This is a genomic window from Pseudomonas sp. GM74 (assembly GCF_000282455.1).
Taxonomy (GTDB): Bacteria; Pseudomonadota; Gammaproteobacteria; order Pseudomonadales; family Pseudomonadaceae; genus Aquipseudomonas.
The window spans coordinates 64175-77008 of the sequence record NZ_AKJG01000095.1 but is presented as its reverse complement, the minus strand read 5'-3'; the positions used below and the strand labels follow the sequence as shown (position 1 = coordinate 77008).

Annotated in this window: 13 protein-coding genes and 1 pseudogene; 8 read left to right on the top strand and 6 right to left on the bottom strand. The window is 59.2% G+C overall.

The annotated features are described in order from the left end of the window. Positions 1-431, top strand: a pseudogene (locus tag PMI34_RS09790) (DUF5801 repeats-in-toxin domain-containing protein); the annotation flags it as partial. Between the two features lie 286 nt (positions 432-717). Here PMI34_RS09790 and PMI34_RS09795 read toward each other — a convergent pair. Together PMI34_RS09795 and PMI34_RS28310 are read right to left on the bottom strand one after the other, a co-directional pair. Beyond that, the gene (locus PMI34_RS09795) at positions 718-1431 is read right to left on the bottom strand and encodes a response regulator transcription factor (protein WP_008051546.1); all 714 of its coding nucleotides are present in this window, start codon (positions 1429-1431) and stop codon (positions 718-720) included. Further along, on the bottom strand, positions 1428-1694 hold the full coding sequence (locus PMI34_RS28310) for a hypothetical protein (protein ID WP_081498098.1): 267 nt from the start codon (positions 1692-1694) through the stop codon (positions 1428-1430). The genes PMI34_RS09795 and PMI34_RS28310 overlap by 4 nt, the downstream gene beginning before the upstream one ends. Before the next feature lie 592 nt (positions 1695-2286). Between PMI34_RS28310 and PMI34_RS09800 the strand changes: the two genes are divergently transcribed. From PMI34_RS09800 to PMI34_RS09815, 4 genes are all read left to right on the top strand, one after another. Further along, on the top strand, positions 2287-3891 hold the full coding sequence (locus PMI34_RS09800; RefSeq protein WP_008051545.1) for a tetratricopeptide repeat-containing response regulator: 1605 nt from the start codon (positions 2287-2289) through the stop codon (positions 3889-3891). Beyond that, complete coding sequence (locus PMI34_RS09805; protein WP_008051544.1) at positions 3888-4580, top strand: sensor histidine kinase; 693 nt, start codon at positions 3888-3890, stop codon at positions 4578-4580. The genes PMI34_RS09800 and PMI34_RS09805 overlap by 4 nt, the downstream gene beginning before the upstream one ends. A 201-nt stretch (positions 4581-4781) precedes the next feature. Then, entirely contained in the window at positions 4782-6026 is a 1245-nt protein-coding gene (locus tag PMI34_RS09810) for a glutamine synthetase family protein (protein WP_177318813.1), read from the top strand. A 70-nt stretch (positions 6027-6096) separates the two neighbouring features. Continuing rightward, complete coding sequence (locus PMI34_RS09815; RefSeq protein ID WP_008051540.1) at positions 6097-7479, top strand: MFS transporter; 1383 nt, start codon at positions 6097-6099, stop codon at positions 7477-7479. 65 nt (positions 7480-7544) lie between these two features. Here the strand turns inward: PMI34_RS09815 and PMI34_RS09820 are convergent, their stop codons facing one another. The 4 genes from PMI34_RS09820 to flgA all read right to left on the bottom strand — a co-directional run bounded on the left by PMI34_RS09820 (position 7545) and on the right by flgA (position 10152). Further along, complete coding sequence (locus tag PMI34_RS09820) at positions 7545-8291, bottom strand: flagellar brake protein (RefSeq protein ID WP_008051537.1); 747 nt, start codon at positions 8289-8291, stop codon at positions 7545-7547. A gap of 92 nt (positions 8292-8383) precedes the next feature. Continuing rightward, the gene (locus tag PMI34_RS09825; protein ID WP_008051536.1) at positions 8384-8851 is read right to left on the bottom strand and encodes a flagella synthesis protein FlgN; all 468 of its coding nucleotides are present in this window, start codon (positions 8849-8851) and stop codon (positions 8384-8386) included. Positions 8852-8899: 48 nt separating this feature from the next. After that, on the bottom strand, positions 8900-9226 hold the full coding sequence (gene flgM / locus PMI34_RS09830) for a flagellar biosynthesis anti-sigma factor FlgM (RefSeq protein ID WP_008051534.1): 327 nt from the start codon (positions 9224-9226) through the stop codon (positions 8900-8902). 167 nt (positions 9227-9393) lie between these two features. Beyond that, the gene (gene flgA, locus PMI34_RS09835) at positions 9394-10152 is read right to left on the bottom strand and encodes a flagellar basal body P-ring formation chaperone FlgA (RefSeq protein WP_008051532.1); all 759 of its coding nucleotides are present in this window, start codon (positions 10150-10152) and stop codon (positions 9394-9396) included. A gap of 83 nt (positions 10153-10235) precedes the next feature. Here flgA and PMI34_RS09840 point away from each other — a divergent pair, with 83 nt between their 5' ends. The 3 genes from PMI34_RS09840 to flgB all read left to right on the top strand — a co-directional run bounded on the left by PMI34_RS09840 (position 10236) and on the right by flgB (position 12831). Beyond that, positions 10236-11168, top strand: coding sequence for a chemotaxis protein CheV (locus tag PMI34_RS09840; protein WP_008051531.1), 933 nt, complete (start codon positions 10236-10238; stop codon positions 11166-11168). A 45-nt stretch (positions 11169-11213) separates the two neighbouring features. After that, positions 11214-12041, top strand: coding sequence for a protein-glutamate O-methyltransferase CheR (gene cheR / locus PMI34_RS09845; RefSeq protein ID WP_007980127.1), 828 nt, complete (start codon positions 11214-11216; stop codon positions 12039-12041). Positions 12042-12423: 382 nt separating this feature from the next. Continuing rightward, entirely contained in the window at positions 12424-12831 is a 408-nt protein-coding gene (gene flgB, locus PMI34_RS09850) for a flagellar basal body rod protein FlgB (protein ID WP_008051530.1), read from the top strand. The last annotated feature ends 3 nt before the right edge of the window (positions 12832-12834 follow it).

The window sequence follows — 12834 nt, the reverse complement described above, 5'->3', positions numbered from 1 at the left end:
AGATTCCGGTGATCCAGTTCATTCAGCAGAGCGAGAGCCTGGCCAGCGATGTCCGGCTGGCATTCAACGCGACGCTGACGGACAAGGACGGGGACTCGGCGACGAGTAGTTTTGATGCCAACCTGTTCGCCAACGACCCGGCCAACGCAGCCTTCGACTTCACGCTGGTGGGCACGATCGGTGAGCGAGATGCCTTCAACATCGATCTGTCAGTCAATGAGAACCTGTACCAGGTCACCGGCTTCGATACGGGCCCTGGCGTGCAAGACAAGCTGGTGCTCAACGGCGACCCGAACGCTGTTGTCCAATCGATCAACAACACCGGCGCGGACAGCGTCGTGACGGTTGCCGAGACTGGCGGACAAACAACGACCATCACCCTGGTCGGGGTCGATCTACAGAGTACCGACATCTTTTTTGGCAGTGCCTGAAGTTTTGCGCGCGTGAACGGATGCGAGGGTGGCCTAGGAAACCACCCTCGCATTCTTTTTGCCGTTCAGATGCACGAGATCTCCATGATCGCATGCGCTGTGAACCGGCGAGCAGCACAAGGCTTGAAGAGCGCGGCGGGTAGGTGCAGGTGGGCGTAGCAGGATTTACCGGGAGCGGCATCAGTATTGCGGAACACTCTGTCCCGGCCTACCGACAAGGATGGCGAAAAGGTGGCGGTCTACCCTCTAAAAGTGAGGAGCAGACCGTTTTGTATCGACTTGAAACTCAATCCAGTTCCACCCAGGCGGACTCGGTCGGTGTTTCGTTGGTGAGCCCGTGTTTCAGTGCATACATCAGCAAGTCGATGCGGTTGATGAGATTAAGCTTTTGATAGATGTTGCTGAGGTGGTTGTGCACGGTGTGCTCGCTGATCCCCAGGCGCCCGGCGATGCTCACATACTTGGCGGACGGTTCGCCCACGATGGCGCGAATCAGTTCTCTCTCGCGTAGCGTCAACCGCGCCTGTTTCGCCCGCTCCAGATTGCATTTGATGGGTATGTGCCCGCTCACGGCATAGCCGGAAAGGCCGCCAGCCCAGGCTCTATCCATTGCGAAGTCGCTATGGTGAACCTTGAGGATGGCCTGGATAATCGATTCCGTCGGGTCTTCCGCCAGCACGATGCCGCGAGCGCCAGCCTCTATCGCCTGGGCAGCGGGGACGACTTCGTACAGGCCCTTGAGCAGCAGCACTTTCATTGCAGCGCTACGGGTGAGTCCCGCGACGACATCCAGAGGATTCAGCGCATCGGGAAAGAAACTGAAAAAAATCACATCGGGCCGCAACTGATCGGCAAGGTCCAGCGCCTGGGTATAGGTGCTGGCCTGTCCTGTCACTTCCATCCGGGGCTTTCTGGCATTGATCAAGTCGTGAAGGCCCTTGAGTACGAGGGGGCGACAATCGATCAACATCACGCCAATTGACTCGTTCTGGTCAGTCATGATCTTCCTGACCCCCTTGATAAACCAATGATGGCCTCCACCCGCCGGCCTTCCCGGGTCAGCAACTTGCACACTGGGGCGGCACGATTGAAGGACGGATTTGAATGCCGGGAGGCCGTGATGATGCCCGCCCGGGTATTGGCAACCACCACCCCCGAGGCAATTTTCATCGACAGCACTGGCACGCGGGGCGAAGGTTTACAAAGGTCAGACAAAGCCCGAGAGAGCAGATAAATACGAGTAATTTTCAGTGGTTTACGCATGATGATGTGCTCCCTCCCGCCTCTCAACTGATTCTAGGTCAACCCGGAGCGCTACCTGCTCACCCGTCCGTCAGTCCTCGATCCAGGCCCGGTGCGGACAGGCCTGACCGATGTTCTCAAGGGGGAGGAGTAACCCTAAAAAATCAAGGTATTAGGCCCAATAAGGATGGCCAGTGGCCAATATCGGATCCAGATTATAGTAGTCAATTAATCGACGAATGGCGTTCACTTAGGTGTGCTGATTTCGATTTAGTCAATTTATCGGCGAAACCTGCATGGCCAGCCACCGGCAGTTGCTGGTGTTCATGTATCAGCACTTTTTTGTGCACGAGGTCTCGTTTTCAGTAACGCCTTCACTTATTCAGAGTGGGCGTTGGGGATGGTTCTCAAGGGAATGCCATGGCTGGCCGATAACACGGGCAGTTACGAGCCTCTTCTCGCGGTCGATGCATGTGTTGATTGGCATTGAGAAGGTGTTTGATGGCTAAGGGCTACCAGCTATCATCTGCGCGCCAAATCAAGGGCTGCGAAGCTGAGTCCGTCCGTGTATTTGCCTTTGGGTTCTTCTTCTTAAATTGCCTGGAAATCTTCGATGCTGTCGTATCACCAAAAGCGTTTTCTGATCGTCGATGATTTCTCGGACTTCCGCAGTTCGGTCAGGTCGATGCTGCGTGAACTGGGCGTCAAGGAAGTGGACACTGCCGATACCGGCGAGCAGGCGCTGAAAATGTGCTCGCAGAAGCAATACGACTTCATCCTGCAGGACTTTCACCTGGGTGACGGCAAGAAGAATGGCCAGCAGGTGCTCGAAGACCTGATGGAAGAAAAGCTGATCAGCCATGAAGCGGTGTTCGTCATGGTCACCGCCGAAACCAGCCAGGCTATGGTGCTCAGTGCGCTGGAGCATGAGCCCGATGCCTACCTGACCAAGCCGTTCAACCGTTCCAGCCTGGCCCAGCGCCTGGAGCGCCTGGAGCAGCGCAAGACCTTGCTCAAGCCGATCCTGCAGGCCCTGGATCGCGGCAAGCCGATGGAGGTGCTCAACGCCTGCATCGCCCTGTGCAAGCAAGACATCCGCTATTCGCCGCTGTGCTTGCGTTATCGCGCCGATGCCTTGCGCGACCTGAATCAGAACGAAGCGCTGGAGCGCCTCTATGACGGCATCATCGCCGACCGCCCGTTGCCATGGGCGTTTGCCGGGTTGGGCAAGTTGCTGTTCAAGCGCGGTCAGGTCGGGCAGGCCAAGGGCATTTATGAAAAAGCCCTGAAAGTCTTCCCGATGATGCCGTCGCTGTATGACGGCATGGCGGATGTACTGGTCGCCGAAGGGGATACCAAGGGAGCGCAGCGCGTCCTGGAAGAGGCGATTCGCCTGTCGCCGCTGGCGGTGCGTCGCCAGGCATTGCTCGGTAAGCTGGCGATGACCAACGAGGATTTCGACACGGCGGCCAAGGCCTATCGCCAGGCAGTGAGCCAGGGCGCGCAGTCACGGTTCAAGGATGCCGAGAGCAACCTCGGCCTGGCCCACGCCTTGATCAGCAAGGGCAGCGAGCGGGGCCTGGACACGCGCACCCGCCTGGAAATCAACACCACATTGAGCGCCGTGGCCAAGGAAAACCCCTCCGATCCGGGCCTGCAAATCCGCGCGCGCCTGATGAAGGCCACCAGCCTGTTGCTCAACGACGCCGAGACGGCGGACAAGCTCACCGAGCAAGCCTTGCTGCGTCTGGACGGCATGGAGCAATTCATGAGCGCCGAAGCGGCCTTGCTGGTGGCCAAGCAGCTGAAAATGCTCGGGCAGACCGAGGCCGGTACCGCGATGCTGAAAAACTGCGTGGAAATCTACGGCGACGATCCGGTGGTCATGAAGGACATCGCCAAGCAGACCGACGACCCGAGTATCCTCAACTCCGGCAACGCCGCCGCGGAACTCAACCGTCAGGGCGTGCGTGTCTACAAGACCGGCAACCTGGTGGAAGCCCGGCAGGTATTCCGCAAAGCCCTGGCGATGCAACCGAAGAACATCAGTATCGCCCTGAACATGGCGCAGTCGTTGTTGCACGGTACCGATACCAGCGTTCCTTCGGCGGAGCTGGAAGAGTGTCGGACCTGCCTGAAAATGGTCGGCCTGATGCCCGACACCGACGCGCGCTATCCGCGTTACCAGAAGCTGAAAAGCAAGGCGCTTGGCCAATGAACGAAAACGAGCAGGCACTGGATTTCTCCACGGTGATCGCCTCTACCGTGCACGACATGAAGAACTCGCTGGCCATGCTGATGCAGGCCCACAGCCAGTGGCTGGGGCGGTTGCCGGAGTCGACGCGGCAGGCTCCGGAGCAGGGCGTGATCGACTTCGAATTCGCCCACCTCAACGGCATGCTGGTGCAGTTGCTAGGGCTGTACAAGCTCGGGGTCAACCAGATGCCGCTGCAACCGGCCTACCATGAGCTGGACGACTTCATCGAAGCGCAACTGGCTTGCCATCAGGAGGTGTTCGCCAGTCGCGGCATCATGGCCACCATTGAAGTGGACCCGCTGAGCCCGCTGGGTTTTTTCGACCGTGAGTTGATCGCGTCGGTATTGGCCAACTGCATCAACAACGCCATTCGCTTTGCGCGGCATGCCGTTCTGATCAGCGTCAGCGACAAAGCCGGGCAACTGGTGTTGACCATCAATGACGATGGCGAGGGGTATCCGGCGCAGATGATCGAGCGCCAGGCCGATTACGTGCAGGGCATCAATCAAAGCACTGGCAGCACCGGGCTGGGCCTGTACTTTGCCGGGCGAATTGCCGCGCTGCATCAGCGCAACGGCGTGAGTGGACGTACCGAAATCAGCAATGGCGGTCCGTTGGGCGGTGGGGTGTTCCGCCTTTACCTGCCCTGACCGGCAGCATATTTATCGACACTGCTTGAAATTCCGAACACGTGGAGCCTATTTTGTACGGTCGCCGTTCACGGCCCGCACAATAACAAGGATAGCGTCATGACGAGCGTTGGCCTGAGTTCACTCGCGCAGCGATTGACGGGCATTGATCAAGTTGAATGTGTCACGCCGGATTTGAATGGCGTTCCACGGGGCAAAGTGATGACCGCCGAGGGCTTTCTCGACGGTCGACGTTTGCAGATGGCGCGGGGCGTGTTGCTGCAATGCATCATGGGCGGATACCCGCCGGCGCGGTTTTACGGCAGCGACGATGGCGACCTGGCGCTGATCCCGGACCCTGCACAAATCCACCGCTTGCCCTGGAGCAATCCACCGCGGGCCTTCGCTATTTGCGATGCGGAGGAACTGGGCACCACCACCAGTTGCGGCCTGTCGACCCGTGGTCTGCTCAAGACCGTGATTGCCCGTTACGCGGCCCGCGGCCTGGCACCCGTGGTGGCGACCGAGCTCGAGTTTTTTGTCTTCGCCCCCAACACCGATCCGACCCTGGCTTTTCAACCGCCCCTGGGGCTGGACGGTCGTCGTGAAGACGGTCAATCGGCGTTCAGCGTCAGTTCCAACAATGGCTTGCGGCCGTTCTTCAATGAAGTCTACGAATGCATGGCGGCCCTGGGGCTGCCTCGCGATACCTTCATGCACGAAATGGGCGTCAGCCAGTTCGAGATCAATCTGCTGCACGGTGATCCGCTGTTGCTGGCCGACCAGACGTTCCTGTTCAAGCACTTGCTCAAGGAAGTGGCCCTCAAGCACGGCCTGAGCGTGGTGTGCATGGCCAAGCCGTTGGCGCATACGCCGGGCAGTTCGATGCATATCCACCAGAGTGTGGTCGAGATCGATTCGGGGCGTAACGTGTTCAGCGACGAGACGGGGCAGGAGACGGCCACCTTCCGCCACTTCATTGCCGGTCAGCAAACGTGCATGGCCGATTTCACCGCGTTGTTTGCGCCGAACGTGAACTCCTACCAGCGCTTGTGCCACCCTTACGCCTCACCGAATAATGCCTGCTGGTCCTACGATAACCGGGCGGCGGGCCTGCGCATTCCGGCCAGTTTGCCGGTGGCCCGTCGGGTCGAGAACCGCCTGCCGGGAGCCGATGCCAACCCGTATCTGGCGATTGCCGCAAGCCTGGCGGCGGGGTTGCATGGCATCGAGAAGGCATTGGAGCCGAGCGCGCCGATCCAGGGTGAGTTCGAAGTGCCGGACAATCTTTCGTTGCCGTGTACCTTGCATGCGGCACTTGAGCGTCTGAAACGTAGCCAGTTGGCCAAGGAACTGTTCGGCGCGGAATTCATCGAAGGCTACATGGCTTCGAAGACCCTGGAACTGACCAGCTTCCATGATGAAATTACTCCCTGGGAACGGCGTGTTTTAGCCGCCCAGGCCTGACGATCCGTCGACATCCGGCTATCGTTTAGCGATAGCCGATTCTCACTGCAAGGAGCCGCTCGGAACGCCGATGCGCCAAATCTGGAAATCCTTTCGAGCGCTGTATTTCGCCTCGCTGATGATGTTGATCGGCTCGGGCCTGTTGAGTACTTACCTGGGCTTGCGCCTGGCGGCCGACCATGTCGACAGCCTGTGGGTCGGTGCGTTGATGGCCGCCAACTACTTCGGCCTGGTGCTGGGGGGCAAGATCGGTCACCGGTTGATTGCCCGGGTCGGGCATATCCGGGCCTATTCGGCTTGTGCCGGGATCGTCGGCGCGGCGGTGTTGGGCCATGGCCTGGTCGATTGGCTGCCGGCCTGGCTGTTCCTGCGGGTGATCGTCGGCCTCGGCATGATGTGCCAGTACATGGTGATCGAGAGCTGGCTGAACGAGCAGGCCGAAGCCAGGCAGCGCGGGTTGGTGTTCAGCGGTTACATGATCGCCTCCTACCTGGGGCTGGTATTGGGGCAACTGATTCTGGTCATGCATCCGGCGTTGGGGCTGGAGCTGCTGATGTTGGTCGCCCTGTGCTTCGCCTTGTGTCTGGTGCCGGTGGCCCTGACCCGACGGATCCACCCGGCGCCACTGCATCCGGCTCCGATGGAGCCACGGTTCTTTATCAAGCGCGTGCCGCAGTCATTGAGTACGGTGCTTGGGGCCGGCCTGATCGTCGGTTCGTTCTATGGTCTGGCGCCGCTGTATGCCTCGCAGCAAGGGTTATCCACGGAGCAGGTCGGTCTGTTCATGGGTAGCTGCATTTTTGCCGGGTTGCTGGTGCAGTGGCCGTTGGGCTGGTTGTCCGACCGCTACGATCGGGCTGTGTTGATTCGCAGTTTCGCTTTCAGCCTGGCCTTGGCTGCACTGCCGCTGGCGATCATGCCGCAGGTGCCGCTGGAGGTTCTGTTTATCGCCGGTTTTATCTGTTCGCTGGTGCAGTTCTGCCTTTATCCGTTGGCGGTGGCGTTCTCCAATGACCACGTCGAAGGCGATCGCCGGGTGTCCCTGACGGCAATGTTGCTGGTGACCTACGGCGTTGGCGCGAGTATCGGGCCGCTGGTGGCCGGCGTGCTGATGAAACTGTTCGGCAGCCAGATGCTTTATGCGTTTTTCAGTTTCTTTGCGTTGGTGCTGGTATGGCGGATTCGCCCGAAAGCGGTGACCAACCTGCATCAGGTGGAAGATGCGCCGCTGCATCACGTGGCCATGCCGGACAACATGACGAGTTCACCGCTGGTGGCCTGCCTCGACCCGCGCGTTGATGAGCAGGTGGTGCAGGATCAGATGCAAAACCCGGTGAGTACCGGGCCAGAGCCTGAGTCAGAATCTGAAACTGTCACCGAGGCTGAAACCGATCAGCCACCGCAAGACCCTGATACAGGGCGGGACCCTAACTTCAGCGAGGCCAGGCCTTAAATCCAGGGCATAAAAAAACGGGCAGTCACCGCAAGGGACTGCCCGTTTTTTGTTGAGGCGCTCTATCAGAGATCGTCTTTGTCGAACCGGCGTGCTTCGCGTTGCAACTGGTAGACGAAGCGTTCGACCTGACGCTGCACCAGCCCGCTCATGTTGTGGAAGCGAACGCCGGCGAAGGTGGTGGAGATCCTTTCTTCGAAGTGCAGGTAACGCAACTCGACCGGCGCGGTCATCTTGCCGAAGGGCAGGTCGGCGCTGAAGCGGTCGTAGACCTGACCCAGTTGCAGGCTGCCGGTGATGTCGCCGTCGAAGCGCAGTTTGCAGCCGGTAGCGGAAATGTCCAGCAACTTGCCGCTGATCAACGCCTTGAGCTTTTCGCCGTCGAGGTTGACGTTGACCAGTTGTGCCAGCTTCAGCGCGGCGCGGAATGCATTGCGGCGCTGGTGGTACACCACTTCATCGGGCAGGGAGCCGCGGTAGCAGCGGCTGCCACCGGATTCGTCGATGTTCAACCGGCCGTTGCTTTCCCAGGCAATGCGTACGCCTTCGTGGAAGCCTTCGACCCTGAACGGCTCCCCCGCCAGCAGGTAACGCTCGCCATCACGGGGAATCATTTCGTCCAGGGCAATCATGTTGCTGTCACGGTCCAGGTCCACCAGGTAGCTCTGGAAGCGCTGGCTGCGCTCGTGGAACGTGATAATCAGCGGGTCATGGCTTTCGAGCAGCTGGCGCAGGTTGCTGGAGATTTCCAAGGGCGTGGAGAGCACCTTGGGTGGCTGCGGAGCATCATCCACGGATAAGGCATTGGACACGGTTAATCAATCTCCAGACAAAATTTGACTACGGCAGGCTAGCAGTTTGCCAGTATGTTGCGCCTCTTGATAGAGCGGGGGCATTGACTGGCTCATGCCTGACTGAGCGGGCGCGGCTTGGCAAGCTTGGAGAATGTTCCGCTGGCATCGTAAAGCGCCGGGGTTTCACCGCCGGTGAGGATTTTCAGCTGGGTGGCCGTCGCGGCCTGCTGAGTGAGGATCGACTGGCCGTTGTTGGCGTTGATGGCCTGGCACTGGGCCAGGAGATCGGTCAGCACGTCACTTTGCGCCAGCAACTGCTCGCCAATGCTCGACTGGCCGGCCAGTTGTTCCAGGCCGCCACGGTTGGTCGGCAGGTTGAGGCTGGCGAGGATTTCACTGCGCTTGCGGCCATGCTGTTCGAGCAAAACGACCAACGCCTGTTTCTGCGCCAGGATGTTCTCGAGCAATGGCATGTCACGGCCATGCAAGGCGAGGGATTCGGTCTGCAGTAATTCCAGCAGTTGTTGCGCTGGAGCAAAGTCGTCGGTGATCAGTTGCAGTAAATTTGTGTCGTGCATGGCTGGCCTTGGGTTTTAAGCGTCCAAAAGCCTGGCGCCGGCGGTGGCCTAGCGCTGGGCTTCGAAGTTGAGCAGTTTGCTGGCTACACGGTTGCTGTCGACTTTATAGCTGCCATCGGCAATCGCTGCTTTCAACTCGGCCACGCGGGCGTTGTCGACGGCAGGCTGATCACGCAGCTTGTCAGTGACCTTCTGCAACTGTTGAGCCTCATCGCTGAGATGTACCGATTCCCCGCTTTTGACGGTACCGGCCTGTTCGGCCGCGGATTCCAGCGGCGCGGATTTGCCGGCCTCGGCGCTTTCCTTGCTGGCGCTGGTACGTGTACTGCCCGTCAGGGACGAGGAGCTGTTCAAACGGCTGAAATCGATGACCATGATAAAAAACCTCTGGGAATTTGGACGCTTGCCATGGTTTCGGCCATTCCCTGGAAAACTTTAGGCTCATTTATCAATGAACCTCGCGCGCGTCAGCGCTTGCCCTGCATGGAGCACAGTCTAGGGAACCGCCGCGGCAAGCGCCACATCCTGATGAGCAGAGAACCTTACATGGACACTTCCACCTGCCCCGGCGCCATGACCTGCGCCTTGATGACCCGCTGGGAGTTGAGGTTTTTCACCCGGATCTGTTCGCTCAGGCTGCCGTTTGACAGCGCTTCGCCCGGCATGCGCACGCTGAGGGTACCGCTGCGGGCGGTGATCACCACCTGATCGCCCTTGCGGATGACTTCGGCCTGTTCGATGTTCACTAGGGTAATCACCTGGTCGGCGACCATTGGTCGGGTCAGTCGCTGCCCGATCGCCTGATCCAGGGAGGTCAGGTAGCCCTGGCTGATGAGACTGATATCGCGCTCGCGCAGGACCACATCCAAAGGCTCGACAATGGCGGCGCGACGCAGTGGCCGGGCGCTGGTCACGACATCGCGAAACAGGCGGACTTGAGCGGGTACGAAGACGGTCCAGGGAGACGCGCCCTCGCAGCGAACCTTGACCGTGACCCGTCCCAGCGGCTTGGGACTCTCGAGCGTTGCTGTCAATTCCTTGTCGCACATGGGCATGTGCATGCGCGGATCGAGCGGGTTGACCTGGATCTCGTAGCGACCTTCCGTTTGACTGGTAGCCAGATAGTCTTCTACGGTGAATTCAAGAAAGCCCTGAGTGACGCCGATAAGCATGTCAGGCAAGGTAACCGCGTCAGCAAGGGCAGGGCTGCCAGTGTTGAACAGGCAAACGGTCGCCAGCACACCGAGCCATTTGCGGTAGGGTGTGGTCAGGCGTCGAAAAAATGTCGGTTCTGTGTTCATAACGATTAAAAAAGCAAGCGCCGTGCCGTTTAGTGATGAAGGCGCGTCGCAACAACACTTGGCGTTGGTTTAGGAGTCTGGGCATGGCTGGTGTAATGGATTCGGTAAACCAGCGCACGCAACTGGTGGGGCAGAATCGCCTTGAGCTGTTGTTGTTCCGTCTCGACGGCCAGCAGCTTTACGGGATCAACGTATTCAAGGTTCGGGAGGTGCTGCAATGTCCCAAACTGACGCTGATGCCCAAGTCCAGTCCTGTCGTGTGCGGCGTGGCGAACATCCGGGGGGCGACCATTCCGATCCTTGATCTGGCGATGGCGACCGGCTCCGGCGCGTTGAAGGACAAGCACAACCCCTTCGTGATCATCACGGAGTACAACACCAAGACCCAGGGTTTCCTGGTCCGCTCGGTGGAACGCATCGTCAACATGAACTGGGAGGAGATCCACCCGCCGCCCAAGGGCACCGGGCGCGATCACTACCTGACGGCGGTGACGCGGGTCGACAATCAGTTGGTCGAAATCATCGACGTCGAGAAGGTGCTGGCGGAAGTGGCACCGACGCCGGAAGCGATTTCCGTGGGCGTGGTGGATGTCGAAACCCAGCACAAGGCGCTTTCGTTGCGCGTGCTGACGGTCGACGATTCGTCGGTGGCGCGCAAGCAGGTCACGCGTTGCCTGCAGACGGTCGGCGTCGAAGTGGTGGCGTTGAACGACGGTCGGCAAGCGCTGGACTACCTGCGCAAACTGGTCGACGAGGGCAAGAAACCGGAAGAAGAGTTCCTGATGATGATCTCCGACATCGAGATGCCGGAGATGGACGGGTACACCCTGACGGCGGAAATCCGCAATGACCCGCGCATGCAAAAGCTTCATATCATCCTGCATACTTCGTTGTCGGGGGTATTCAATCAGGCGATGGTCAAGAAGGTCGGTGCCGATGACTTCCTGGCCAAGTTCCGTCCTGATGACCTGGCATCCCGGGTAGTCGACCGGATCAAAGCAGCAGATATCAGCTAGGGGCCCGCGCCCCTGGCAGTCAACACGATTTAAGAGGCGGCATCATTGTCTACGGGTAATTTGGATTTCGAACAGTTCCGGGTATTCCTGGAAAAAGCCTGTGGCATTTTGCTCGGTGAAAACAAGCAGTACCTGGTCTCCAGCCGTCTCAACAAACTGATGGAACAGCAAGGCATCAAGTCTTTGGGGGAACTGGTTCAGCGCATGCAGACCCAGCCGCGCAGCGGTTTGCGCGAGCAGGTGGTGGATGCCATGACCACCAACGAAACCCTGTGGTTTCGTGACACCTACCCGTTTGAAGTCTTGAAGAACAAGGTACTGCCCGAAGCCATCAAGGCCAGTCCCGGCCAGCGCCTGCGCATCTGGTCGGCGGCGTGTTCGTCGGGCCAGGAACCGTATTCGCTGTCGATGTCCATCGACGAGTTCGAGCGGGTCAACATGGGGCAGTTGCGGATGGGGGTGCAGATTGTTGCCACCGACCTGTCCGGCACCATGCTGAACAACTGCAAGACCGGCGAGTACGACAGCCTGGCCATCGGCCGCGGTCTGTCGCCCGAGCGCCTGCAGCGTTATTTCGACCCGAAAGGACCGGGGCGCTGGGCGATCAAGGCACCGATCAAGAGCCGTGTGGAGTTCCGCTCATTCAACCTGCTGGACAGCTACGCGAGCCTCGGCAAATTCGACATCGTGTTCTGCCGCAACGTGTTGATCTACTTCTCCGCCGAGGTGAAGAAGGACATCCTGCTGCGTATCCACAGCACGTTGAAGCCGGGCGGTTACCTGTTCCTCGGTGCCTCCGAAGCGCTGAACGGCTTGCCGGATCATTACCAGATGGTCCAGTGCAGCCCGGGGATCATTTATCAGGCGAAGTGATTTTGCTGGTGTTGTCAAAAAACGGGAGTCCTCAGGGGCTCCCTTTTTTTTATGTCTGTTGATTTCTCACGGGCACCACCTACTCCCTGTGGGAGCGGGCTTGCCCGCGAAGACGTCGTGTCAGCCGACATCTGATTTGCTGACACACCGCTTTCGTCGGATCGCCGCCCGGAGCAAGCCCGCTCCCACAAGTTCCAGTGTCGTCAGTGCGAACGGTGCCAGGCGGCAGAAAAGCGGCATCCGGCGGAAAACCGTTGCCGCTTTTCTGGCATTGCCGCGTTGCCATGGCCGGCAAAGCCCCGGTTTCCGGGCTTTTTTGAATTGGCATGGGGCTTGCTAAGTTGATCCTACGAAAAATCAGGTCACCCAAAGGTTTCCCGACATGAGCATCAGCTTCGATAAAGCGCTCGGTATCCACGAACAAGCCCTGGGCTTCCGCGCCCAGCGTGCCGAAGTCCTGGCCAACAACATTGCCAACGCCGATACCCCGAACTACAAGGCTCGGGACCTGGACTTCTCGAAAGTGCTCGCCGAGCAGAACGAGAAAACCAAAAGCGGCACTTTCGCCTTGAACATGACCAACAGCCGTCATATCGAGGCTGAAGGCCTGGGCAATGGCGATGAGTCGTTGCTGTATCGCACGCCGATGCAACCGTCGATCGACCAGAACACCGTGGATGCCCAGCTGGAACAGTCGAACTACGCGGAAAACGCGATCGGCTTCCAGGCCAGCTTCACCCTGCTCAACAGCAAATTCAAAGGGCTGGTGTCAGCCCTGCGTGGAGAGTAAGCC